Source organism: Paenarthrobacter sp. YJN-5, from assembly GCF_015040095.1.
GTDB lineage: Bacteria > Actinomycetota > Actinomycetes > Actinomycetales > Micrococcaceae > Arthrobacter > Arthrobacter ureafaciens.
Genome location: NZ_CP053546.1, coordinates 123,543 through 148,680, shown reverse-complemented (window position 1 = coordinate 148,680; position 25,138 = coordinate 123,543). Strand labels below are relative to the sequence as shown.

The 25,138-nt window shown below is 58.8% G+C and carries 20 protein-coding genes and 1 pseudogene; 8 read left to right on the top strand and 13 right to left on the bottom strand.

Features of this window, described 5'->3' with window-relative positions; translation table 11 throughout:
• Window positions 1-20 precede the first annotated feature (20 nt).
• Window positions 21-815: a FadR/GntR family transcriptional regulator gene (locus HMI59_RS24660; protein WP_193594518.1), complete on the top strand. Its 795-nt coding sequence runs from the start codon at window positions 21-23 to the stop codon at window positions 813-815.
• An 83-nt stretch (window positions 816-898) separates the two neighbouring features.
• On the opposite strand, the gene HMI59_RS24655 is transcribed toward HMI59_RS24660, so the two are convergent.
• The 4 genes from HMI59_RS24655 to HMI59_RS24640 form a co-directional block, all read right to left on the bottom strand.
• A complete protein-coding gene (locus HMI59_RS24655; RefSeq protein WP_193594515.1) occupies window positions 899-1,678 on the bottom strand; it encodes a LamB/YcsF family protein in 780 nt (259 codons plus the stop codon).
• A 160-nt stretch (window positions 1,679-1,838) separates the two neighbouring features.
• Window positions 1,839-3,245: a glutamine synthetase family protein gene (locus HMI59_RS24650; RefSeq protein ID WP_193594517.1), complete on the bottom strand. Its 1,407-nt coding sequence runs from the start codon at window positions 3,243-3,245 to the stop codon at window positions 1,839-1,841.
• The gene (locus HMI59_RS24645; protein WP_193594516.1) at window positions 3,232-4,599 is read right to left on the bottom strand and encodes an aspartate aminotransferase family protein; all 1,368 of its coding nucleotides are present in this window, start codon (window positions 4,597-4,599) and stop codon (window positions 3,232-3,234) included. Before HMI59_RS24645 ends, HMI59_RS24650 begins: the two co-directional genes overlap by 14 nt.
• Window positions 4,600-4,629: 30 nt before the next feature.
• The gene (locus tag HMI59_RS24640; RefSeq protein ID WP_255527694.1) at window positions 4,630-6,006 is read right to left on the bottom strand and encodes an aldehyde dehydrogenase; all 1,377 of its coding nucleotides are present in this window, start codon (window positions 6,004-6,006) and stop codon (window positions 4,630-4,632) included.
• 485 nt (window positions 6,007-6,491) lie between these two features.
• Between HMI59_RS24640 and HMI59_RS24635 the strand changes: the two genes are divergently transcribed.
• The 4 genes from HMI59_RS24635 to HMI59_RS24620 all read left to right on the top strand — a co-directional run bounded on the left by HMI59_RS24635 (window position 6,492) and on the right by HMI59_RS24620 (window position 10,019).
• Window positions 6,492-7,271 (top strand): LamB/YcsF family protein, encoded by a 780-nt coding sequence (locus HMI59_RS24635; protein WP_193594515.1) that lies wholly within the window; start codon window positions 6,492-6,494, stop codon window positions 7,269-7,271.
• 21 nt (window positions 7,272-7,292) lie between these two features.
• Window positions 7,293-8,177 (top strand): FadR/GntR family transcriptional regulator, encoded by an 885-nt coding sequence (locus HMI59_RS24630; RefSeq protein WP_193594514.1) that lies wholly within the window; start codon window positions 7,293-7,295, stop codon window positions 8,175-8,177.
• A gap of 61 nt (window positions 8,178-8,238) precedes the next feature.
• A complete protein-coding gene (locus HMI59_RS24625) occupies window positions 8,239-8,988 on the top strand; it encodes a gamma-glutamyl-gamma-aminobutyrate hydrolase family protein (RefSeq protein ID WP_227471740.1) in 750 nt (249 codons plus the stop codon).
• Between the two features lie 809 nt (window positions 8,989-9,797).
• Complete coding sequence (locus HMI59_RS24620) at window positions 9,798-10,019, top strand: hypothetical protein (RefSeq protein ID WP_193594513.1); 222 nt, start codon at window positions 9,798-9,800, stop codon at window positions 10,017-10,019.
• A 251-nt stretch (window positions 10,020-10,270) separates the two neighbouring features.
• Here the strand turns inward: HMI59_RS24620 and HMI59_RS24615 are convergent, their stop codons facing one another.
• Together HMI59_RS24615 and HMI59_RS24610 are read right to left on the bottom strand one after the other, a co-directional pair.
• The gene (locus HMI59_RS24615) at window positions 10,271-11,635 is read right to left on the bottom strand and encodes an acetyl/propionyl/methylcrotonyl-CoA carboxylase subunit alpha (RefSeq protein WP_193594512.1); all 1,365 of its coding nucleotides are present in this window, start codon (window positions 11,633-11,635) and stop codon (window positions 10,271-10,273) included.
• Between the two features lie 2 nt (window positions 11,636-11,637).
• Window positions 11,638-11,904 carry a biotin/lipoyl-containing protein gene (locus HMI59_RS24610; RefSeq protein ID WP_370583604.1) on the bottom strand — a complete coding sequence of 89 codons (267 nt, stop codon included), beginning with the start codon at window positions 11,902-11,904 and terminating at the stop codon, window positions 11,638-11,640.
• A gap of 184 nt (window positions 11,905-12,088) precedes the next feature.
• Between HMI59_RS24610 and HMI59_RS24605 the strand changes: the two genes are divergently transcribed.
• Window positions 12,089-13,567, top strand: coding sequence for a PucR family transcriptional regulator (locus HMI59_RS24605; RefSeq protein ID WP_193594511.1), 1,479 nt, complete (start codon window positions 12,089-12,091; stop codon window positions 13,565-13,567).
• Between the two features lie 43 nt (window positions 13,568-13,610).
• Here the strand turns inward: HMI59_RS24605 and HMI59_RS24600 are convergent.
• Both HMI59_RS24600 and HMI59_RS24595 read right to left on the bottom strand, forming a co-directional pair.
• Window positions 13,611-14,269, bottom strand: a pseudogene (locus HMI59_RS24600) (carbonic anhydrase).
• Window positions 14,270-14,426: 157 nt separating this feature from the next.
• The gene (locus HMI59_RS24595) at window positions 14,427-14,885 is read right to left on the bottom strand and encodes an Lrp/AsnC family transcriptional regulator (protein ID WP_193594553.1); all 459 of its coding nucleotides are present in this window, start codon (window positions 14,883-14,885) and stop codon (window positions 14,427-14,429) included.
• A gap of 154 nt (window positions 14,886-15,039) precedes the next feature.
• Between HMI59_RS24595 and ald the strand changes: the two genes are divergently transcribed.
• On the top strand, window positions 15,040-16,155 hold the full coding sequence (ald, locus tag HMI59_RS24590; protein ID WP_193594510.1) for an alanine dehydrogenase: 1,116 nt from the start codon (window positions 15,040-15,042) through the stop codon (window positions 16,153-16,155).
• A 103-nt stretch (window positions 16,156-16,258) separates the two neighbouring features.
• On the opposite strand, the gene HMI59_RS24585 is transcribed toward ald, so the two are convergent.
• The 5 genes from HMI59_RS24585 to HMI59_RS24565 all read right to left on the bottom strand — a co-directional run bounded on the left by HMI59_RS24585 (window position 16,259) and on the right by HMI59_RS24565 (window position 23,804).
• Window positions 16,259-18,109 carry a GAF domain-containing protein gene (locus HMI59_RS24585; protein WP_193594509.1) on the bottom strand — a complete coding sequence of 617 codons (1,851 nt, stop codon included), beginning with the start codon at window positions 18,107-18,109 and terminating at the stop codon, window positions 16,259-16,261.
• Window positions 18,110-18,178: 69 nt separating this feature from the next.
• Window positions 18,179-19,321, bottom strand: coding sequence for a cytochrome P450 (locus HMI59_RS24580; protein ID WP_193594508.1), 1,143 nt, complete (start codon window positions 19,319-19,321; stop codon window positions 18,179-18,181).
• 315 nt (window positions 19,322-19,636) lie between these two features.
• Entirely contained in the window at window positions 19,637-20,905 is a 1,269-nt protein-coding gene (locus HMI59_RS24575; protein WP_193594507.1) for a M20 family metallo-hydrolase, read from the bottom strand.
• 9 nt (window positions 20,906-20,914) lie between these two features.
• Entirely contained in the window at window positions 20,915-22,297 is a 1,383-nt protein-coding gene (hydA, locus tag HMI59_RS24570) for a dihydropyrimidinase (RefSeq protein WP_193594506.1), read from the bottom strand.
• A gap of 13 nt (window positions 22,298-22,310) precedes the next feature.
• Window positions 22,311-23,804 carry an NCS1 family nucleobase:cation symporter-1 gene (locus HMI59_RS24565; protein ID WP_193594505.1) on the bottom strand — a complete coding sequence of 498 codons (1,494 nt, stop codon included), beginning with the start codon at window positions 23,802-23,804 and terminating at the stop codon, window positions 22,311-22,313.
• A 268-nt stretch (window positions 23,805-24,072) separates the two neighbouring features.
• On the opposite strand from HMI59_RS24565, the gene HMI59_RS24560 reads away from it, so the two are divergent.
• Window positions 24,073-25,128, top strand: coding sequence for a LacI family DNA-binding transcriptional regulator (locus tag HMI59_RS24560; RefSeq protein WP_193594504.1), 1,056 nt, complete (start codon window positions 24,073-24,075; stop codon window positions 25,126-25,128).
• Window positions 25,129-25,138 lie beyond the last annotated feature (10 nt).

The window sequence follows — 25,138 nt, the reverse complement described above, 5'->3', positions numbered from 1 at the left end:
CAAAAAGGTACTATGGACCCATGGCGTTGACTTCTTCTCGTGGTTTGGCTGGTGGGTCGGTTGACCGTGCCGAGTTTGCTGCAATTGTTCAGCCCCGGGCTCATGATTTTGTGGTCGAACAGATCCGGCGGCAAATTGCTTTGGGGATCATCCGTCCCGGGGCTGCGCTGCCGCCGGAACGTGAGTTGATGAAGTTGTTTGGTGTCGGTCGGGCGACCATTCAATCGGCGATTGGAAAGCTTGAGACGGAGCACGTTGTAGAGACTCGAAGGGGACGGGCCGGAGGAAGTTTCGTCAAGGCACCCACGTCAGATGCCCCCTCCCTTGACTTCAGAGTGGTCGAACTCCGGCGCCAGGCCGGCAGCATTTTGGATGCTGTGGAGTTCCGTGAAGTCCTTGAACCACTCGCGGCCGCCGTCGCGACTACGAAGGCAAAACGCACGCAACTGCGTACGCTCGAAGAGTTGTGCGAGAAGACATCGCAGGCCAGCGATGACGCGGAATTCATGCGCTGGGACACGGCCTTCCACCTGGCCGTCGGCGAGGCCACATCAAACAGGTTTCTCTGTAACTCGCTCGAAGCGATCCGGCTGGAACTAAACCCGGCGCTCCAACTCCTGCCCGACACACGCGTCTGGCACGACCTTTCCAACGACGAGCACCGACAAATCGTGGACGCAATCAAGTCAAAAGATGCCGAAAAAGCCCGCCACGCCATGGCCGCACACATCTCACACGCGAACCAAAGCATCCGCTCACTGATCAAAAGCCTGTCGAAGCTTCCCGCGTACCCGTTTGTTAAAGCAACGGAGTAAGGAATTGGTCTCCTGCCTGGACAGCTGTGGCTCTGGCCAGGAAGGTGACGCTTCCGCCGTTGCGGAGCCCCCGGTGGTGGTGCTTAGTTGCTGGTGGTTGTGAGGAGTTTGTGTTGTGAGAGGGGTTTGACGTCGATGTTTGCCTGGGCGAGTGCGGAGCGTACTTCGCGGGCTACTTCGACCGCGGTGGGTGAGTCTCCGTGGAGGCAGATGGTGTCGACGTCGAGTTCGAAGGTGCCGCCGTCGATCTTGGGCATGATCTTGTCCTGGACGAGCTTGACGGTTCGTTCGGCGACGGATTGGGCGTTGCGCGGTGCGACGTGGCGTTCGAGCATGAGGTCGCCCTTCTCGTCGTATTCGAGATCGACGTAGCCTTCCCAGGCGACGGTGGCGCCGGCTTTGCGGGCGGCTGCTCCGCCGGGACCGCTGGAGATCAGGACGAGTTCCTCGTCCAGTTCGAGCAGGCCCTTGGCCACGGCTGCGCCGTGTTCGGCGCTGTAGGCCGTGAGGTAGTAGCAGGCGCCGTGCGGCTTGATGTGCTGCAACTTTCCGCCCATGGAGGTGACGAAGGCCTGGAGAGCGCCGGTCTGGTAGAGGATGTAGTCCCGGAGCTCATCAGGGGTAATCTTCAGGTGGCGGCGGCCGAAACCGATCTTGTCGGGGAACCCGACGTGCGAGCCAATGCCGCACCCGTTCTCGAGTGCCAGTTCCACACTGCGGCGCATGATGTGCGGGTCACCTGCGTGCCATCCGCACGCGATATTGACGGAGCTGACGAAGGGCATGAACTCCTCGTCATTTCCCATCTTCCAGATCCCGAAGGACTCTCCCAGGTCTGCATTAATGTCAACGACAGCGGACATTGAAATCTCCTGATCTTGTTGAATGTTCGGCAAGTTGAATGTTCTGAAGGACTCAACACGGTCCTAAGCCGATACCGGAACACGACTCCGGCCTCGGCAATACCCCCTCAAGCACCCAGCTCGTATTGGGCCTGGGGGTTGAGGGGTGTATTGGGTGGGCTTAGAGCCTTTCGAATCCGCGGAATTTTTCCCAGTCCGTGATGGCTTGGTCGAATTGTTGGAGTTCGTGTTCTGCCATGCGTGCGTAGTGTGCAACGACGTCCTCTCCGAAGGCTTTGGCCGCCGTTTCGCTTTCGCGGAATAGCCGGAGGGCGTCTCGGAGGTTGTTTGGTACGTGGGGCAGGTCTTTGGTGTAGGCGTTGCCTGTGGTGGGGGCTTGGAGTTCCAGGCCGTCCTCTATTCCCCGGAGGCCTGCAGCGACGATGGCGGCGATTGCCAGGTATGGGTTTACGTCGGCCCCGGGCAGCCTGTGTTCGAACCGTAGTGATTTGCCTCTTCCCAGGACCCGTAGTGCGCAGGTTCGGTTATCGTGTCCCCAGGAGATGGCCGTCGGGGCGTAGCTTCCGTCCACGAATCTCTTGTAGGAGTTGATGTTGGGTGCGAGCAGCAGGGTCAGTTCCGGGAGAAACGCCAGTTGGCCGGCCAAGAAACTTCGCATCACGGGCGAGAAGCCGAATGTATCGTCACCGGCGAAAACCGGTGAGTCGTCTTCGGCTCGTAGGCTGAAGTGGATGTGACAGGCGTTGCCTGCGTTCTGGTCGATTTTTGCCATGAACGTGAGGCTGTGCCCGCGGGTAGCAGCTATCTGCTTGGCCGCGAATTTGGCAAAGGCGTGGTTGTCGGCGGTTGTCAGCGCGTCCCGGCATTTGAGGACCACTTCGTGTTGACCGGGCGCGGCCTCGGCGACGATGCTCTCGATGTCCACCTTGGCGCCGGCCAGATCCCGGTAGAGGTCGGCCAGAAGGGGGCCTATGCCGCGTGTGTCAAGCAGCGAGTAGTCGGCGCTGTACGAGCTGACGGGCTGCAGGTTTCGGTAGCCTGTGTTCCACGCCTCTTCGTAGGAGTTGGTGAAGATTTGGAACTCCATCTCGGTTCCGGTCACCGCGGTCCATCCGCGTGCTGCCAGTTCATCGAGTTGGCGGCGCAGGAGTTGCCTCGGTGATACGGACATCGGGGCGCCCTGTTGGTCAAAGACGTCGCAGAGAACACTGACTGCCGATGGGCTCCATGCCATCCTCCGAAGTGTGCTTGCGTCGGGCTGCATGACGAGGTTTCCGTAACCGGTTGACCATGATGCAATGCTGTAGCCCTCGACGCCGCCCATTTCGACATCTGTTGCCAGGAGGTAGCTTTGTGCTTCGCTGCCCCCGTGGAGTACTGATTCCAGGAAGTACTGGGCTGCGAGGCGTTTGCCTTGCAGCCGGCCCTGCATGTCGACGACGACCATTTCGACAATGTCAATTAGTCCGGCTTCGACTTCGGCTTTGAAGGTTTCAACGGTCAGCGGGGTGCGGCCGCCGTTTTGTGACGGCGACCGCACCTCTGAGCCGTGCTCAGCGTTTGGCATGGGTGAGCTCGTTCTTTACCTGGCGTTCGACTTCCGCCACGGTGGTGGCGAGGCGCTCGACGATCTGGTCCAGATCACTGTCGGTTGCAACGAACGTTGGAGCCAGCAGGGTCTGGTCGCCGGCGTAACCATCACGCGTGGGCTGTGTCGAGTAGACCAGCAGCGAGTTCTTCAGCGCTGTCTCGTCAATCCGGCGGGATACTCCCAGCGAGGGGTCCAGCAATGACGTTCCATCAGCAGGGTCAACGTAGCTGACGCCCAGGAGGAAACCGCGTCCCCGGACTTCCCTGACGATCTCGGAACCGGCGAGGGCGCTGCGGATGTCTTCGAGCAGACGGGGACCCCGCTCGCCCACAGACTCCACAAGCCTTTCCTTGCGGAGGTGGTTGATGACGGCCGAACCGGCGGCACATGACACCGGCGCACCGTCCCAGGTGTGTCCAGGTTCGAATGACCGCGATCCGTCGGCCACGGCCTGGTAGACATGCTCCTGCACCAACATGGCCCCGACCGGGAAGTAGCCTGCGCCAAGACCCTTGGAGGTGGTGATGATGTCGGGCATGATGGGCATTTGGTCAGCAGCGAACCAGGTGCCGGTCCTTCCCATGCCAGTGACGACTTCATCGAACCAAACAAGGAAGCCGTGCTTCTGGCGACGCTCTTCCAGTCCCCGCCAGAACGACTCGGGTGGGGAGTAGCCAGGCAGCGAGGCAGCGGATACGGGTTCGATGAGGAATGCAGCGACCTGACCGCCGACCCGTTCCAGGATCTCGTCTAGTTCTTTCAGCGCTGTTTCTCCGGACGGGTCGAACAGCCACGTGGCAGGGGAGATGTGTTCCTGCTGCTGAATGTAAGGCTGGTAGGGGCTTTGGAGGCCATTTCGTCCCGTCAGGCCGAATGTTGCGATGCTCGCTCCGTGGTAGGACTGGGCGGGAGAGACCATGACGTGGCGGCCGGCTTCGCCACGTTCGACGTGGTAGTTGCGCACCATGCGAAGAGCGAGCTCGTTGGCTTCGGTTCCGCCCGAGACGAAGTGCACGCGGGTGAAGCCTTCCGGCGCAATTGAAACGATGTCCCGGGCCAGCTGTTCCTGGGCCGGAGAGGTGGCGTGGACGTTGTAGATAAAGGAAACCTGTTCGGTTTGCTTTTGGATGGCCTCCGAGATGGAGGGAACTGCCCCGTGGCCCAGGCTTGTGACCATGGCGCCGCCGGAAACGGCATCGAGATAGGCGTGTCCGCTGGCGTCGTAAAGCCATGCGCCTTCGCCTCGGACAAGCAAGGGGTACTGCTTGTCGATCTCGCGAACGAACACCGACGTCTCGTCCGCGGTAACGAATGACCTGTTCTTATCCATAACTAACCTTTCTTGGCGCTGACGGCTCGATCAGTCGATCGAGAGGAACACATTCTTTTCTTCGGTGAAGGCGTTCAGGGCATCGGGTCCTAGCTCGCGGCCCAATCCTGATTCCTTAAAACCACCGAACGGGGTCCAGTAACGGACGGATGAGTTGCTGTTGATGCTTAATGCACCGCTTTGAACGGACTTGGACATCCGCAGGGCACGACCAACGTCCCGAGTCCAAATCGATCCCGACAAGCCGTATTGGGAATCGTTGGCGATGCGGACCGCGTCGGCTTCGTCTTCGAAGGGGATGAGCACTGCCACCGGGCCGAAAATCTCTTCGACGGCCACTCGGGCTGTGGGGGATACCGGCCCGAGGACGCGGGGGGCGAACCAGAAGCCGGGGCCCTCCGGGGCTGTTCCCTTGATAAGGACAGGATCCCCGTCTTCCAGGAACGAGGAGACCCGTTCGTGATGGGCAGCGGTAATCAAAGGCCCCATTTCCGACGTGGGCAGCGACGGGTCTTCTACGCGCATACCTTGGATTGCAGGCTCCAGATAGCCAAGGAAGCGGTCCAGAACCGAGCGTTGGACGAGAATGCGGGAACGGGCGCAGCAGTCCTGCCCTGCATTATCGAATACCGCAAAAGGTGCAGCAGTTGCAGCCTTTTCCAGGTCCGCGTCAGCAAAGACTATATTGGCGCTCTTGCCGCCGAGCTCCAGGGTTACTGGTTTGAGCTGTTCTGAGCAACCTGCCAGAACTGCTTTGCCTACTTGGGTGGAGCCTGTGAATACCACCTTCTTAACAAGCGGATTCTTGACAAAACGGTCGCCAACATCCACTCCGCGACCTGGAATGACGGTGAAAACTCCTTCGGGAATTCCGGCCTCCAGCGCCAGTTCGGCCAGGCGCATGGCGGTCAGGGGCGTGACTTCCGCGGGCTTAAGGACAACGGTATTGCCAGCGGCCAATGCGGGGGCGAAGCCCCAGGCCGCTATGGGCATGGGGAAGTTCCAGGGCACGATGATGCCGACAACTCCCAGAGCTTCCCGGAAGGTAATGTCGACTCCGCCCGGGACCGGGATCTGGCTGCCATTCGGCCGCTCCGGAGCGCCCGCGTAATAATTCAGGACATCCCGGACGTGTCCTGCCTCCCACCGCGCGTTGCTGATGGTGTGGCCTGAGTTGCGGACTTCCAGTGCCGCAAGGTTTTCGATGTCTGCCTCCACGGCAGCCGCAAACCGCCGCAAGAGCCGTGCCCTGTCACCCGGCGCGATCTCACGCCAGGAGCGAAATGCGTGATCAGCCCGGCTGATTGCTTCGTCAGCACCGTCAGGGCCAACCAGATCAACACGCTCGAAAGCCGAACCCAACGCAGGATTGATGAGTTCGACTTGGTTAGCGACAACTGTGCTCACAACTGCTCCTGACTACTGCAAAAGAACATCGGACCGTGAAACGAAGGTGGGTAGTGGACCTCGGCTGGTAAAGGTTCGTCTCGAAGTCAGCCCTGGCTCCAACGGAAAACCACAATTGGAATAAAGGACCACTAATAGGATCATTATTAGGTGATCGGAAGCTGATGGTCAAGAACTGCCTGAACGTTCTTGACTCAGACGGCGGCCACGCGCCCCCCGGCAGGCCACCCAAGGGTTTGTAATCTTCGGCGAAAACTGGGCCTGTCCGATCAAAGGACGCCAGACTGTTGACAGGCGCACCATCAGAGATGAGTATTGATCCTACTTGCGATCCTTTAGTCCATTGTCGGACTGACTGACTGGGACTGAAGCGAAGAGGCGGGTATTGCCGAGGCCGGAGTCGTGTTCCGGTATCGGCTTAGGACCGTGTTGAGTCCTTCAGAACATTCAACTTGCCGAACATTCAACAAGATCAGGAGATTTCAATGTCCGCTGTCGTTGACATTAATGCAGACCTGGGAGAGTCCTTCGGGATCTGGAAGATGGGAAATGACGAGGAGTTCATGCCCTTCGTCAGCTCCGTCAATATCGCGTGCGGATGGCACGCAGGTGACCCGCACATCATGCGCCGCAGTGTGGAACTGGCACTCGAGAACGGGTGCGGCATTGGCTCGCACGTCGGGTTCCCCGACAAGATCGGTTTCGGCCGCCGCCACCTGAAGATTACCCCTGATGAGCTCCGGGACTACATCCTCTACCAGACCGGCGCTCTCCAGGCCTTCGTCACCTCCATGGGCGGAAAGTTGCAGCACATCAAGCCGCACGGCGCCTGCTACTACCTCACGGCCTACAGCGCCGAACACGGCGCAGCCGTGGCCAAGGGCCTGCTCGAACTGGACGAGGAACTCGTCCTGATCTCCAGCGGTCCCGGCGGAGCAGCCGCCCGCAAAGCCGGCGCCACCGTCGCCTGGGAAGGCTACGTCGATCTCGAATACGACGAGAAGGGCGACCTCATGCTCGAACGCCACGTCGCACCGCGCAACGCCCAATCCGTCGCCGAACGAACCGTCAAGCTCGTCCAGGACAAGATCATGCCCAAGATCGACGGCGGCACCTTCGAACTCGACGTCGACACCATCTGCCTCCACGGAGACTCACCCACCGCGGTCGAAGTAGCCCGCGAAGTACGCTCCGCACTCGCCCAGGCAAACATCGACGTCAAACCCCTCTCACAACACAAACTCCTCACAACCACCAGCAACTAAGCACCACGGAATGAGGAAATAATGCCGTCATGGGTCCAGCTTGGGACTTCCGAAGACGCCGTCCTGGACCTGATTGCGGCATCGGCCGCTAACAGCTCATTGGATACCATGGCGGCATTGCCCTCTTCTCGTGGTTTGGCTGGTGGGTCGGTTGACCGTGCCGAGTTTGCTGCAATTGTTCAGCCCCGGGCTCATGATTTTGTGGTCGAACAGATCCGGCGGCAAATTGCTTTGGGGATCATCCGTCCCGGGGCTGCGCTGCCGCCGGAACGTGAGTTGATGAAGTTGTTTGGTGTCGGTCGGGCGACCATTCAATCGGCGATTGGAAAGCTTGAGACGGAGCACGTTGTAGAGACTCGAAGGGGACGGGCCGGAGGAAGTTTCGTCAAGGCACCCACGTCAGATGCCCCCTCCCTTGACTTCAGAGTGGTCGAACTCCGGCGCCAGGCCGGCAGCATTTTGGATGCTGTGGAGTTCCGTGAAGTCCTTGAACCACTCGCGGCCGCCGTCGCGACTACGAAGGCAAAACGCACGCAACTGCGTACGCTCGAAGAGTTGTGCGAGAAGACATCGCAGGCCAGCGATGACGCGGAATTCATGCGCTGGGACACGGCCTTCCACCTGGCCGTCGGCGAGGCCACATCAAACAGGTTTCTCTGTAACTCGCTCGAAGCGATCCGGCTGGAACTAAACCCGGCGCTCCAACTCCTGCCCGACACACGCGTCTGGCACGACCTTTCCAACGACGAGCACCGACAAATCGTGGACGCAATCAAGTCAAAAGATGCCGAAAAAGCCCGCCACGCCATGGCCGCACACATCTCACATCCAAACCAAAGCATCCGCTCACTGATCAAAAGCCTGTCGATGCGCTCAGACTATCCATTCACACAGAGCGCGACGTGAGCGATATATCGCAGACTTGGCTATTGCCGGGGACGGCACCAACATCGAAGGGACACGGAGCTTGACCACTCATCCAGTCATTGGGCTGACTACGTATATGCAACAAGCGACGAGTGGGGTTTGGAACCTACCGGCAAGTTTCCTTCCCGCGCATTATTTTCAGGCTGTAACGCGAGCAGGAGGAATTGCCGCACTGCTTCCCCCGCAGCCAGCGAGTGCCGCAATCGCGGACCAGATTCTCGCTGGATTCGACGGGCTCGTAGTCACGGGTGGAAGCGATGTCAACCCGGCATCCTACGGTCAGGCGCCACATCCAACCACCGATGTACCGGCCTTGGAACGTGACGCTTGGGAGTTCGCACTCGTACGCAGCGCCCTGGCGTCTGGGTTGCCTTTGCTCGGCATCTGCCGTGGCGCGCAAATCCTCAATGCCGCACTCGGCGGAACCATTCACCAGCACTTGCCTGATCTACTGGGACATTCCCGTCACCAGGTTGGCGAAGCTGTTTTCACTACAACATCTGTACATGCCATTGCTGGCACCAGGATTGCGCAAATTATCGGAAACTCGCATGAGGCCCAGTGCTACCACCATCAGGCGGTTGATGAGCTCGGTCAAGGCCTGATCGTCAGCGCCCGCGATGATGAGGGCGTGATCGAGGCAATTGAATTGGACCCGAAGATCTTTTCCGACAGGTGGGCTGTCGGCGTACAGTGGCACCCCGAGCAAAGTCCCGATGACCTACGCCTGTTCTCGAACCTGGTGGAAGCATCTCGTGCCCACCGCGCGAAATCCTCGGCCCACAACTGACCAAACCACTCCTAGTTGAAACACCGATGAAGACTCCAGTTAAGAGTTGTTGGCGAAACTCCACTGGAACCCCGGGCGTTGAGCTAAAACCCGCCCTGCGAAGACGACCATTTCTGAGAGGCGGACATTGTGCGTCTGCGGCCGGCCAGGTGTGCTGTCGCCCGCTCGTGGTCACTCGCATTGCGACGGTTCCTCTATTGACGCCTGGTCACACCCGGGTCGGTGAGCTCTAGTGAGTTCACCGACCCGGCATTGCCTGCATCGGGTTCGTTGGTGTAAGAAAGTCGCGACTTGAATCTGTGGATCGAACCTCGGAGGCTCATAGCTTGCCGGGCTTTCCGCTATCCGCATACTTATTGTCCAGGTTCGGTGTGCTAGTCGGTGCCCTTGTCAACAATCCACTACAGGACGCCGGGCTTTACCGATTCGTCGTGCTCTGGCCAGCGGCTTCACACGGGCCGACGTTAGCCGGTGACGCGCTGCCGCTGGTCTTGCTAGCCCTCCCAATAAAGACGCAGCGCGCGTTGTGGGTCCGTGATGTGATGGCCAACTTGGGGCCAGAACCAAGCGAGAACTGGCCGCTGTGTCGACACCCCAGTTGGATCGGAACTGAGCCGTTTCGTGGCCGTCAACTTGGCTCAGTTTTCGACCGTCACCGACAAGCAGTCAGTCTCATCGGTGTGGGTAGAGCCGAGTGGACGCGACGGGGGCGAAGGGAGGAAACCGAATGGTGCTTGGACCGCAGCAGCAAATTCGCCTTCTCAATTCTTTTTGTGTTCCAACGATGTGTGACTTTGGCGTAAGTTTGGATGGATAATTTTTTCACCGGGGTCTCTGGGCCGTCGGTGAGTTTTGGCTTTGCGCAAGGGAAGCTCAAGCATTTCCCTTTGAGGATGTACTTGATGAGGGCAAAAGCCGGGTTTGATGCCTGGGCTCTGATGGTCCCGCTGGACCATAAACTGCATGCGGACAAGTCGTCGTTTCAGAGTCATTTTGGTGGCATTGAAGGCAATTCAGCGCCGCAGCGTTAGCGACGGTCGGAGGGCACGCAGTCTCGCGACCAATCTGGCGAGGGCACATGGGCCCCTCTGCGGACTTGGGGCGGGAGCAGTAAACCTATTCGTTCTCGGCAGTTCCGAAGACCAGACTTCGTGGCTGCAATATGGATGATCTGCATCGCAGCCACGAGCCAAACGGTTGGTAGCTGGTCTTGGTCCAATGGCAGTTGAACCAGGAGCCACTCGTCCTTTCTCCCCGGAGTCGGGATGAGCGCGGAAGTAGATCAGGCGGTTGTCTTCACAGCCAGCAGATCTGGCGCGCTTTCGATGAACTTGGAGTGGTGCTTTACCAGCGAAAATTCCTCGCTGGAAAGAAGGTCGCGATGAAGCGGTATCGTCGTTTTCACGCCCTCGATGAGTGTTTTTTCAAGGGCTTCCATTGCCGCTGATATCGCCGCACTCCGATCCGGCGCATGCACGATCAACTTGGCCAGCATCGAATCATAGAAGGGCGAAACGGAGCATCCCTCTTCAACTCCGCTGTCGACGCGGACACCAGGCCCTTCCGGCCAGATCAGCTTTTCAAGCTTCCCTGGGCTTGGGAAAAAGTTGTTATCGGGATCCTCAGCGTTGATTCTGCATTCGATGGCGTGACCTGTGAAGGCTATGCTCTCTTGGCGCAGCGTCATGGCGCCGTCGTAAGCTACCACGAGTTGCTCGCGTACGATATCTACTCCTGTCACCAGTTCAGTGATGGGGTGCTCAACTTGGATCCGGGTATTCATTTCGATGAAGGCTGCTTCTCGATTGACCGGATCATAAAGAAACTCAACGGTACCTGCACCTCGATAGCCGCACTGCCTGGCAAGTTCAAGGGATGATTCGTGAATGTTTTTGCGGACCGACTCTGGCAGGTCCGGGGCGGGAGCCTCTTCAATGACTTTTTGCGATCGGCGTTGCATGGAACAATCGCGGTCGCCAAGATGAACAAAGTTCGTCCCATCGCCGAGTAGCTGGACTTCCACGTGGCGGGCCTTTTCAACGAAGCGCTCCAAGTACACAGTCGGGTCCCCGAAGACTGCCGCCGCTTCCCCGCGGGCCAATTCAATGGTGTCAAGCAGTTCGCCCTCTGAAAAAACAAAGCGAATGCCGCGTCCTCCGCCCCCCGCGGAAGCCTTCACCACCAGAGGGTAACCGATGTCCCTGGCTATGGAGATCGCGTCGGCGTCTGGTTCCAATGGACCGTCCGATCCGCGCAAGACAGGGACACCTGCTTTACGCGCTGCCTCTCTGGCCATCGATTTGTTGCCCATGAGGTCAATGGCGTCCGGGGACGGGCCAACCCAGATAAGACCGGATGCGATTACCCTGCGGGCAAAATCCGCGTTCTCGGACAAAAAACCATACCCCGGATGCACAGCATCGCATCCTTGATCCAGTGCGGCCGCAATAAGTGCGTCTTGGTTGAGATAGCTGGCAGCAGCGGACGCTGGACCAATCACAACAAACGCGTCCGCTATCTTCGCCGCCAATGAATCAATATCGGCTTCACTAACTGCAGCGACGGTTGGAATGTTCATGAGCCGCGCCGTCCGTGCGATACGGACGGCTATCTCGCCCCGGTTTGCAATGAACAGTTTCGTGGACATCGCTACACCTCCCGAACCACGACGATGGTGTCGCCGGGATTGACGGCATCGCCGTCGCCAACCCCGAACGACTCAAGGACGCCGTTTACATCGGACTGGATCTCAGTAAACTGCTTCATGATCTCAACGACACCGACGGTTTGACCGGCTTTAACCTCGTCGCCTACTTCTGCAAAGTAGGGCTTCCCGGGTCCGGGTCTGCGAAAAAAACTCCTGGCAGCGGAGATACTACGTTTCCCAAAACTGAGCCTGCTTTCTTTTAGAGACATCCTTAGAGGAGGAGCTGCGAAGAATTGTCAGCAGCATCCAAAAAAGGGAGTCGACATGTGATGTGTGTCGCAATCGAAGGTTTCACTAACGGTACCCGTGCGATGTTTACGAGCGGTAGTGGGCATATGCATGACATGGACGATATGATTTGTGCACTCTGCACACATGTTCGAATGGAGGGTCATGCGTCTAATAGACCTGATCGAGGACGGAGATTTGGATATCCGCGTCCGGGTTAGGGGCAGCAAGGGACGTCTTGCGCGCCCCATCACGTGGTGTGCCCCCACCGAGTACATGGATCCGAGCGGGCTTCTGGCCGCCAATTGCCTGGTTCTCACGAACGGCATGAGCTTAAATGTGACGAACTTTCAGATTTGGGACGCTTATGTCGAACGTCTGGCGGGCGTGCCTGTGTGTGGACTCGTTTTTGGGCTGGGTGTGGCCCATGCAAATCTTCCCGAAGGCCTTGTAAGGGCCTGTGAAGCCCATGACGTTCCTTTGCTTGAACTCCCCCCTGAGGTCCCCTTCCTCCTAGTGATGCGACATGTGGAGCAGGCAATTACGGAGGAGCACTATGAGGAGCTAAGGCGCGGTTGGGACTTAGCAGATCAATGCACTCGTTATGCGGCTCAAGGCGGGTCCTTGGCCGGTGTCATTGAACTTGTCGCCACCGCAACAGCTGCCCGCATTTCCATAGCCGACCGCAGCGGATTTGAGCTTGTCGCGACGGGCTCCGCCCCGGCAGGAGCAGCACGCACAACGCTGCGTCTCCCCAGCGGTGATCCCCATTTCTTTAAGCTCATTGTGGAGGGGTGGGCGGGCTCTGTACTTCTCCAACCGTTGTTGGGTCCCGCCGCAGCGGTCATCGCCGTTCAATTAAGCTACACATTGTCGGCAAGGGCCACCCCGCACTCCCGACAAACTGCCAAATTGATGGAGGCCTTGTTTGACGAAAGGCTGGAAGATCCGGTCCAGCTCCGGCGTCTGGCTACTGATGCCGGATTCGACGCGCACAGGCCGTGGGAGGCGTTCATCCTGCATGCGCCGGCAAGCATGGAAGCCTTGACTTTACGTGCCATTATTTGGCGCGCCAGGGTCCGCCTTGAGAAGGCTTTCGCCGCTGTGGGATTCATGGAAGAAACGGATTTCACGGTGTTTCTGGTTCAACACGGGATTACTGATTCGAGCCTGCTCCAAGAAGCGAGAACTCTTTTCGATGACGTGCCCGAACTCTCGGTATCTGTAACCGGCTCGGAAGCAATGGACGAGCTACCCCTCGCCCTCGGGCTTGCGGTTCGAGATGCCAGGGAGGGACGGGGGGTTCGAAAAGCACCCGAGGCGGATTTGCTCAGCGTAGTGCAAGGGCTGCCCAGTTCAGGTCTGGTTGCCCTTGCCCGACGTCTTTTCGCGCCACTCGATGCTGAGGGAAGTTCTGTGCTTCGGGATACCTTGACGTGCTATCTGCGTCATGCTGGCAATGTCCAGGAAGCCTGCTCTGAGCTGTTCATCCACCGAAATACGCTGTCGTACCGTCTCCGTAGGATCGAAGGGATCCTTGGGCTGGAGCTAGGGAACGGCAACCTGCACGCCACAATTCTTTTGGCGGCAGCTGTCCTGGGACGCGCGGCTGAGCCAGGTTCCAGTGCCCAAGATCAGCTCTGATCTCCGGTTCCGTTCGAGCCGCATCTGCACACTCGCGGAGAATCTACACAGGCCCCACGCATCGGCAGAGGTGCCAGGCTTGGCGGTCATTGCGGAAGCCGCCCCGCTTCGAGACCAACTCAGCACGCCCCTCGTCCAGCGTGTCGGAAAGCCCTATGACCGCAAGATCTCGCTCTTCGATTGCTCTTGAACGACACGGGAACTGTCGGTTGGGCGGGCCGCAGTTTGCTCAACATGTTCTAACGACCATCGCATTGACGTCGTGACCGGAATGACGAAGAGACGCAAGAAATGAAGGTGTGATGCGCTCTACCAGGTCATGGATGAAGCCAGGCGGCATCTCGGGTCTCCACGGCTTCTTTGGCGGCCTTGACCGCGCCATAGCTGGCATGGGCCCAGAATAATAACCAAGATGACACGGAGTTGGCTGATGCTGTATTCCAAGGATCCCAAGACGGCATCGTCGATTACTTCACCGGCGGCGCGAACCACAAAGACGTCACCTAAACCAGCTCAAAGATAATTTCCGCAGCTAGCCGGGAGTCCGAACAACCGAAATGACTTCAAGGGGATTCTGTTGTTCGACCAAGGAAGATCTACACGGAGCATCCTGATTGGGGTATCGAGGGGTACCGGCTATAAAGCACAGATTCCTTCTTGGAGGCGCTGCCATGCTTCGGTCGGAGTTAAGTAGGTAGGCATGGGGCAACTCCAGATATATGCATGGCTCCCGGTTGCCATCGTGACTAAGGAGCCGACGTGTGCGTCCTGGAGTCCACGGCTGAAGAAGTCCTTTCGTCCAGTTCGCCTCGACACATCAGTTGCCTGGGCTGGTCGCCGAACTCCTAAAGATCGTTTCCTAGGTTCGACCGCCGCTCTTGGTGTGTTCAAAAACAAGGCTAGTTTGAGTTCCGGCGACGGCCTGGTTTGACGACAAGCGATCCAACACGAACTGTCGGATATGCTCTGTGTCCCTGGCTGTGATGTGTATGAGGAAGTCGTCTGCGCCACCCAATACGAAGAACTGTGAGATTTCCGGCATGGTGCGGAGTTCTTGGGCGAATGACGACATCAAGTGGCGTGCACCTGGGCGAAGGCGCACGCTTACCAGCGCCTGAAGTGGTTGACCTATGGCCTGCGGATCAATGTCAATCGTGAATCTTTGGATGGTTCCGGAATCACGGAGCGATTTGAGCCGGGCCAGGCACGTCGAAGGAGCAATGCCCAAAGACTCGGCAAGAGCTTGGTTGGTCTGCCGGGCATTGGAGGTCAGAAGGGCAAGGAGACGCCTGTCCAACGGGTCCAGTTCAACCTGCATTTTCTTTTGTTCAACCAGTTCAAACACCTCGATTCAACGTAGATATTGCCCGAAACTAGCTCCCAGCCTGTAGTTCCTACGGTGTTTATTTGAAGAAACATTGAGAACTGCAACCATTCTTACATTCAAGCCCCACTCCTGCGGAAGGCAGACGATGATTGTTGCAGTACCCAAGGAAATCAAGAACAACGAGTTCCGCGTAGCCATCACGCCCGCCGGCGTCCACGAGCTGACTGCACAGGGCCATACGGTCTTGGTAGAACGCGGCGCAGGCCTCGGCTCGGGCATCACCGATGAGGAATACTCGATCGGCGGGGCCGAGATCGTTGCCGACGCGGACGACGTCTGGGGCCGCGCGGACATGGTCATGAAGGTCAAGGAACCCATCAAGGCCGAATACCACCGCTTCCGCAAGGGCCTGATCCTCTTCACCTACCTGCACCTCGCCGCCGAACCCGAGCTCACCGCAGAGCTCATCAACTCCGGCGTCACGGCCATCGCCTACGAAACCGTGCAGGAAGGCCGCGCCCTTCCGCTGCTCGCCCCCATGTCCGAGGTCGCAGGCCGCCTGTCCGTGGTGGTCGGCGCGTCCTCCCTCATGGCCCCGGCCGGCGGCAAGGGAATCCTCCTGGGCGGCGTCCCCGGCGTCCGCCCTGCCAAAGTTGTTGTCCTCGGAGCAGGCGTTGCGGGAACCAACGCCGCCGCCATGGCGCTGGGCCTCGGTGCCGATGTCACCATCATGGACATCAACATCAACCGGCTGCGCGAACTCGACGCCCTCTACCAGGGCCGCCTGAAGACCGTCGCCTCCAACGCCTACGAGATCGAGAAATCAGTCGTCGACGCAGATCTCGTGATCGGCTCCGTCCTGATCCCGGGCGCCAAGGCACCCAAGCTGGTCACCAACGAACTCGTGTCCCGGATGAAGCCGGGCTCGGTGCTGGTGGACATCGCCGTGGACCAGGGCGGCTGCTTCGAAGACACGCACCCCACCACCCACCAGGAACCCACGTACAAGGTCCACAACTCGATCTTCTACTGCGTTGCCAACATGCCCGGCGCTGTTCCGAACACCTCCACGTACGCACTGACCAACGTCACCCTGCGCTACGCCGTGGCACTGGCCAACCTCGGCGTCAAGGCCGCCTTCGACCGCGACCCCGCCCTCGCCGCCGGCCTCAACATCGCCGCAGGCCACGTGGCACATAGGTCCGTTAGTGACGCATGGGATATGGACCTGTCCTTCTGGAAGGATCTGGTCACAGCCTAGCCATCAGCGCCGGCACCGTGCACGGGATGCAGGTACCGGTAAAATTCTAGGGCCGCAATAGGTTGACCGTTACGCAACGGGCAATGTACTTGGTGAACCCAGTCTACGGTCGCGACCCATGAACGGCTTCTTCGATCTCTAGAGCCATAGACAGGCGCCTGAGATCGGAGAGGTCCGTTAACCTCACTGACAGTATTTTTTCGATTTGCTGTTGGCGCTCGGCGATGACCGTCGCTTCAACACCGAGCTGCTCCGCCACCTTGAAGAGGTCAAGGTTATGGCGAATCAATGCCATGAGTGTTGGTGAAAGAGGACTTTCCTGCGCTGCGTCAAACTCGCGAAGCGGAGAAAGGTTATCGTCCACGAAGCGATTTACGGCAGTCAGGTCGGGAAGCCGCAGCAGGATCTCGGCAATGCCCAGACCTGTCAACCGCAATGTAGCTGGAGCTGCCTGACGCATGCTAGCGAGCTCAATGGCTCCACGCGCTGTGGCGAACACTTCCTGAAAGTCCGCGACTCGAGTGACCGGTCCGGCGAGGGCGCTGTAAACGGATCGAGGTCCCTCTCGAGCCTCCTCAGCCAGTCTTATGCGGATTTCGTCCCCGAGGGACCGCAAATCGTCAAGGTGCATGCCAGGGGAGAGCGGCCAGAACGCGGTGACGTATGCATCATGAAGCCCGAATAAGGGTCGAGGGAACATCTTCCCCGCTATCGTCGCGAGAACGGCACCAACACCGCGCGGTAGGCGGCCATTGTCGTAGGGAACTTTCCCGGCTAGTAGCACGGCGTGCGGAAATGTCAGGTCGTGGCCCAGCTCGACAGCCAGTGACGTCAGGCGCGTTACGTCTCCCTCCGAGTTCAGCAGCAACGCGGATACCAGATCTCCTGTCTTCCGCCATTCGATCTCCGCTATTGCCCGGGAACGTAGAAGTTCAAGACCCAGGACGGATGCCGCTCGCTCCACGGCCTCCTTTTCAAGTGACGAAAGTTCCGCCAACAGGCCGCTTGTCCAAACCCAGGCCAAGATTTCTCCCCGGGTCATTACAGGAAACCCCACCATTGCAAGCGCCTTTTCCGTATCCCCAAGCTGGATTAGAAGAGTCGAATTAGCGTCGTCGGCCGTAATCGGGTCCTTGAACGCCAGCCGGTTGGCGATCAAGGAGGCCGGGAGCTCGTCTTCGTCATGCATCATGCTGCAGAGAAGCCTCCCGTGGGGATCGCAGATGGAAACCGGACGGTTCAGGATGTCGACCAGCACAGCGAGAACGGCAGTCATCCCGGCGCCATCGAGCGTCAGGGCAGTCAGGCGCCTGTGAATATCATCAGCTTGCTGCCGAGCTTCGTGTTGCGCCTGCATCGACGCGTTTAGGTCGTTCAGATCCAGAATGGCTTTCGCTTGTCCCGCCCGGAGACGATTCGTGGTGATGGCTATGGCGGCCTCATCTGCCAGCATGCTCAGAAGCGACTCCTCCCCATGAGTGAAGTCATGGGCATTGCGCGTATAGCAGATCATGGTTCCGATCGTCTCGCCGGACGAAATAAGGGGAACGGCAATTACAGACGTGAATCCTTGTTCCTTCGCCATGGTCCTCCACGGACTAAAGCCGGGGCTATTTGAGATGTCCCTGACTTGGACGGGCACTCCTAAGGCGAAGGCTTGGCTCGACGGTGATGGCGCAGATACGCCGCGCAGTCGAATCGGATGAGCGGCATTCACGTCCTGGACGTACTCGGCTGACAGACCGTAGGAGCCTTCGATAAGGAGGACTTTCTTGTCCTTGTCCGGGAGCGTAATGGCGCAGAAGTCATATGACATTAGCTCGCAGGCGGTCTGGGCCACCAAGTCCAAGAGTTCTTTGAGCGACACACCGGAGTTGACGGCGGCACCGAAATGGGCCATCGCGTGCAACCAACGCTGAAGCTGTTCAGCCGTGTGCTCAGCTCGAACTTTCATGTGCTAATTTTTCCATCGTTGCTGATCCTGCGCGAGATCCATACGAATTCATTAGCCCCTGAGCCCGTGTCAGGGCCGCGCTGGCCTAACCTTCACTTCCACTGTCATCGGAGCTTGAAACGACAGCAGCTTAAACCAATCCGGATTGGAATTGTGGAGCCGGATATTCCTCAGCGCCATCGCCGCTTCTTGAACGACGACGACGGCCACAAGTTCGGCGAGTTTCGCACCGAGGCAGCGGTGGATGCCTGAACCGAACGCCAGGCCATACGATGTGTGGCCTTCTCTTTCCGTGCAGTCACCGGTGTCTGCCGAGTCATCGGCGGTCCAGGGAAAACCGTGGTTTCCCGTCAGCTCGAGAAGGATCTCCTCCCCGGCCGAAATCGGTTCCCCTTTAAGCTCAGTGTCACGGCAAGAGACTCGGCGCCATGTAGGCACTGATGACTCAGTGGCCAGCACGTGCCGAACAATGTCCCGCGCTTTGGCCCCTGAAACGGCCTCGTCCCATGTCATTCCTCGAGAACCTTCCAGCAGCCTGAACAAGATCGTGCTGATCAGCTGAGTGGTAGTTTCCTGCCCGGCGATTAGCAGGAAGTACCCAAGTGAGCAGATTTCGGCAGTGTCCAAGCCGTGTGCGGCCAGCGACTTGAAGACGTTGGGTTCGGCAGATCGGACTGACTCCAGGACCAAATCCCGCAACCACTCGTAAAATTCCGCGGCGGAATGGGCGAGTTCGATTTGCCGGTCGAGGTCGGGCCATCCCCAAAACAACTCCAGGGATTCCGGGCTCCAAGTTTTCAGCAGGGGAACGTCCCGGACAGGTAGGCCCAGAAGTTGCAGCATCGCGATGGCGGGAGGATACGCTGCGACGGTTTGTACCAAATCCACCGTTCGGCCCGAGTTGGCCAGACGCGCGGCTTTTGCGGCGGCTCTTCCGGCCAGTTCCCGGATTCGGGGTTCCATCGCAGTGACCTTTGATGGCATCAAGAAGCCCTCCACAACTTTTCGAATCCCTGCGTGGGATTGCGTGGGGTTGCTGGCCAATACCGGTGGCAGTGCGAACCCTGCCCTTTGCAGAATTCGTAACGCCTGACCACCTATAGGAGTGACGGTCAGGAGAGCGTTCGCCGGGCTGAAGTCGTCCGGTCGGTGAAGGACTTCACGGACTGCATCCGGTTCGCGCAGTACCTTGTAGGGACACTCCTTACTCATGGAGCCAGCCTTTCTGGCCAAAAACCAGCCTTTCACGAAACACGCTGAAAGCCAGTTTCGAGGTTCCTTCTGGAAGTGCACCCAGCACGGGCACGCTTCGCGGTTCCAGTGCTTCCAAGGTCAACGCTGTGCGTGGCCGAGATTAGCCAAGGACGGTCGTGTCATGACGATCAGCCAAACCTCGGGAGCAGCCGTCAACTTGACAATGGGGTGTTCTGCCGGCCTCGGTTTGCAAAGGTCGGCCGAATTGTTTGCTGCCTTTACGTGTCGGTGGCCCGCAGTTAGCGGGCCACCGATAACGCATACTATGTGCGTTCAGTTGAAAGTTGCAGTGACGTCCAGCTGGCGTAAGGTCCGCGTCAGGACCTCTACGCCGAGGCCAATAGCCGCGGGATCTGTCCACTCTTCAGGGCAGTGGCTCTTTCCATCCTTCGAGGGCACGAAAATCATGCCCATGGGGGCCAGACGTGCCATGTGAACAGCATCATGTGTTGCTCCACTGGGAACTGCCATCCAAGGGATACCCATCGCGTCCACGACTGCAGCGGCTATGTCTTGCACACCGCGGGAAGCTTCGACAATTTCGTTGTCTGTGGTCCACGAGAGGTCCGCTTCAACTCCGAGTTCCTTGGCGGCATTGCCTATCTGTTCAGCGAGTCTCTTACGCGTGCCGCTGAGCCACTGCCGATCAGTGCTGCGAACCTCGCCACGCAGTTCAACAAGGCCGGGGACAACATTGGGGGAATGGCTCTGGTTGGTCACCGAAGTCGTAGTGGCTACACCGTGCGTTGGCGCTCCGCAACCTTCGGCGCGGAGGGCCAGTACGGCCGAAGCGGCCGCAACCATCGCGTCGTGCCGTTCGGCCATGGCCCGCGTTCCAGCGTGGTCTTGTTTTCCCACAAAGCGTGCAAGCAAACGGTCGATGCCAGAGATTGCACTGACAATGCCGACCCCAAGACCGGCCTGCTCAAGGGCATTCCCCTGCTCCACGTGTAGTTCGATATATGCGTGCGGTTTTGTGCCTCTGATCCATGGCTTGCCAAGGGCAGCGGAGGGTTCCAGACCGAAATGTTCGTAGGCCTGGCCCAGCGTGTTGCCTCTGGTGCCTACTCGATTCATGTCCCCGGGAGTCAGTTCACCTGCTAGTGCACGGCTTCCAAGACAGCTAAGACCAAACTCGTTGGATTCTTCACCCAGGAAGTCGACGACAATCAGGTCGCGATGGAGACGAAGTCCTGATTCCCTGATGTTACGGACTGCTTCGACAGCTCCGAGGACTCCGACAATTCCGTCGAACCGTCCACCGCCGTCGACGGTGTCTGTGTGGGAACCTGTGATGATGGGTGCTGCGTTTGGGTCCCGTCCCTGCATCCGGCCTACGAGGTTGCCAGCGTCGTCCTGGAACACATCGAGTCCGGCCTCACGCATCAGTCGCTTGGTCCATTCACGGGACGCGTGGTAGCTTTCGCTGAAGACTTCCCGGGTCCAACCTGGTCGGCTGTCATCGCGGTAGGTGGCCAAGCTGTTGAGATCCTGTTGAATGCGTTCGACGACGGGGGAAGACGTGGTGGCTGTTTCCTTCATATTCACCTCCTATACCGTCGCCCGAGGGAGGAATTTGCCACGTCCCGACTTGCCGACGTATTTTCCGTCCCTAGCCACGAGATCTCCGCGCGAGTAGACCTGCTCTATGGCACCTGGCAGGTCCCATCCTTCGTATGGGGTGTAATCCATGTTCTGGTTCTGGGTTTCGGCGGTGATGACGGTCCTGCCGTTGGGGTCCAGGACGATCAGATCAGCATCGAAGCCCGCTGCGACTTGTCCCTTGCGGCTCCCCAGCCCGAACTGGCGGGCCGGTGCCGTGGAGGTAAGCTCAACGTATTTCTCCATGGAGATCCGGCCTTTCCGCACGCCCTCGGCGTACACGACCGCCATGCGATGTTCCACGCCGGGTCCTCCGTTGGGGATCTTTCTGAAGTCGTCATGTCCGAGCCTGAACTTGTCCTCCATGCAGAACGGGCAGTGGTCGGAGCTTACGACGCTGAGGCTTCCAGCACTGAGGCCCCGCCACAGGGCTTTCCGATGCTCTTCTTCACGCAAGGGTGGTGTCAGAACATATTTGGCCGCTTCGAACCCTGGAGCATCATAAAGCTCGGGCCCGAGGGTCAAGTAGTGAGTGCAGGTTTCCCCAGCAACAGCCCAGTCCTTGGAACGGGCTTCCGCCACCGCAGCAACGGAACCTTCAGTTGAAAGGTGAACGAAGTAGATCGAGGCATCAGCCATTCGGGCAATACTGATTGCCCTGTTCACTGCTTCAACCTCAGTTGCGGGAGGGCGTGACAGCAAATGCGATTTGGGTCCGGTCTTGCCTGCTGCCATGAGGTCGTCGGCCAGTCGGTCAACGATGTCACCGTTTTCGGCGTGGATGCAGACCTGACCTCCTACTTTGCTCGATTCACGCATGACATCGAAAAGGTCTCCGTCGTTGAGCATGAGGCTGCCACGGTAAGCCATGAAGACCTTGAAACTCGTAATGCCGGCCTGGGCTATTTCGGGGAATTCTCGGGCAGCATTCTCGTATAGATCCGTGACACACATGTGGAACCCATAGTCAATGACAGCCTTTCCAGCCGCCTTTTCGCTATGCTCATCAAGGGTTTCCAGAAGCTTCTGTCCCGGCCGCTGCATTGCAAAGTCGACCAACGTGGTGGTTCCACCGCATGCGGCAGCGATGGTCCCGGATGCGAAGTCATCGGAAGTGACCGTTCCGCTCATGGGAGAGTCCATATGGGTGTGGACGTCCACTCCGCCGGGCAGCACCAGGCGTCCGCTGACATCGACGATTTCCGCGTTCTCGATCTGCAGATGCGAGAGTTCTCCCACAGCCTCGATCTTTCCGTTAGTGATGAGCACGTCCGCGCGGGCTGAACCCGTGCTGTTGACTACGGTTCCACCTTGGAGGATTTGATACTTCATTGTCGTTTCCGTTTCAGTTTGCGGCTGTTTCAGATTTTTCGGCGCTTTGGCGGGTCAGGTGGTTCAGTTCGGCAGCCCGACGGTGCGAGTCGGGGTGGATTTTGTCGGCGATGAGGCAGGCAAGTGCACCAAAAGCTACGCCGATAGGCCAGGAGAAGGGAGCCCAAGCGGTGAAAGAAGGTACCAGTGCGAGGACAAGTGTCGGGATACCGGCGCCGACCAGCGCGTAAATCGAGTTGAGATTGGTTCCCTTGTGGTAAAAGTACGGGCCGCTGGGGGAGTCGCTGTAGAGGTCGTCGATGTTCACCTTGGCTTTTCTGACCAGATAGTAGTCCGTCAGGAGAATGCCAAAGAGCGGCCCCATGAGCGCACCGATTCCACCGAGGAACAGGTTGATGGCGAGCGGGTTGGAGTAGATGTGCCACGGCATGACGAGCAGGGCGATCAACGCGGTGATGAGTCCGCCGCGCTTGAAATTGATCTTGGAGGGGAAGACATTTGCCAAATCGTAGGCTGGGGAGACGAAATTCAGAACGATGTTGACGCCTGCGGTCGCGATGGCAAAAGCGATGGTTGCAACGAGCAGTGCGGTGACATTGTCGATCTCCGCTACGAGGGCGACCGGGTCGTGGATTGCCTTTCCGTATACCTGCACGGTGCCCAACGCAATGACCACCGCAACGACGCCGAACAGCGAGGCATTGAGGGGGAGTCCGAGCCTGTTGCCGCGAATGACAGACTTCCGGTCCGGAGCATTGCGTGCAAAGTCGGCATAGTTGAGCATGGGGCCGGCGTAGTAGGAAACGGTAAGGAAGACACCGGCCAGAAGTGCCACGACGGCGCTGCCAAAGGGAAGGCTCTGTCCTGATTCAGTATGGTTGAAATCGATGACCCAGTTGGCCTTGGCCAAGATCCAGACGGCCAAGGCCAGCATCGCGATCCAGATGACAGGTCCTGCGAAGTCAGAGAGTTTCCGCACAGTTTCCATGCCTCGGTGCAGGACGATGAGTTGGAGGAGCCAGAGCCCGAGGAAGCATATCCATCCGAGCAAGGACAGGCCCAGGAAGGATGGTTCAGTCAAAGGCTGCAACCCTGGTGCGATTTTCAGAAGGAGGATCATAACGGCCGCGGATGCCAGATAGGTCTGAATCGCGTACCAGAAGATCGCAACGACCGCCCTCAGCAGAGCAGGAACGTTGGCGCCGAAGACACCGAAGCTGACGCGGGCGAAGACAGGGAACGGTACACCCAGCCGTTGTCCAGCGACCCCCATGAGGTTACAGCCCAGGTGTACAACTGCGACGCCTCCCAGCAGAGCGAGGATGATCTGCCAACCGTTCAGTCCAAGAACCAGCAGGCCGATCGCGAACGTGTAGCCGCCCAGACTGTGGACTGCTGACATCCAGACGCAGAAAAGGTCCCACGCCTTCCAAATACCGGATTCCCGACGGGGGGCGAGATCCTCGTTATAGAGCCGGGAGCTGTATCCCGATGGTTGTTCTGACATGGCCTTTCAGCCCTTTCGCCTCAAAGAAAAAATGTGGGCAAGCGATGAACCCTCACAGGCACTGGAATCAACACAAACGTTTGCGAAAATCGGCTTGCCTTCGAACGGAGAGGTTTGGTTGATGAGCAAACACTAGCAATGCTTGCCTGTGGCGTCAATCACTAATTGCCGAAATGCGACGGCTTGGCATGTATTCGGCGTGACGATATCTCCCAACGCACACGTTTGAGTGGTGACGCGGAGACTGCCAAAGTCTATGATTGGACCCATGGTGAAGCCACAGGATGAGGTCCGATCGGGACTCGAGGTCACAAGTCCGGAGCGAGGTGTGCCTGCCCAGAAGCCTGTCACCCTTGCCATGGTCGCGAAGCATGCGCAGGTTCACTACTCCACGGTTTCCCGGGCACTCAGTCCAAACCCAACGGGAATCGGCGCCGACACGGTCAAGCGCGTCAGGGAACTTGCCACACTGCTGGGCTATCGCCGGGATGAGGGAGCGGCAGCACTGAAGAGGGGTAGGTCCCGGCTTATCGGCGTGCTGGTTCCGCGCCTGACCGACGTCGCCTTGGCAACCCTTTATGCCGGCATTGATGATGCGGCCAGCCTTGCCGGGTACGACACCGTCGTCGCGAATACCTGGGACGAAGCTGAGCGCCGACGTAGCCGTCTGGATTCCCTGCTCTCGCGCAGGGTGGATGGGATCATCCTCGCGGACTCCCACATCGCAGATCACACAGCACATGAACTTTCGAAGCTCGGACTGCCTTGCGTCCTCGCCATGCGGCGCCTGCCCAGCGAGGTGTCTGTGAGCACCGACGACTTGGCTGGCGGGAGGCTTGCCGCCGAGCATCTCATATCGCGCGGGCACACGCAGGTGGGCATCATCGCCGGTGACATAACCGCGAGCACAGGCATCGAGCGAAGCCAAGGTTTCACATCGGCGTACAGAGAGTCGGGAATGGACGTGCCGCAGAGTCACATCATTGCTTCCGGGTTTGGTGCGTTGGCAGGATACGAGGCGTGCAGGAAGCTCTTGGAGCTTCCCGAACGGCCAACTGCCATCTTCGCTGCGGATGACCTGACTGCTGTCGGAGCCATGGGCGCCATCCGTGACGCGGGTCTCCGTATCCGTAATGACATAGCAATCATCGGTTACAACGACATCGACATTTCCAAGCAGTTGCCTATCCCTCTGACCACGATCCGCTCTCCCTTGCTGGAGATGGGTAGGGCAAGTCTGAAGAAGTTGCTGGACAGGATTTCCGGCCGCCCGGTGGACTCAGAGCTCCTGAAACCCGAGTTGATCGTCCGCTCGACTACCTGAAAAAGCCAGG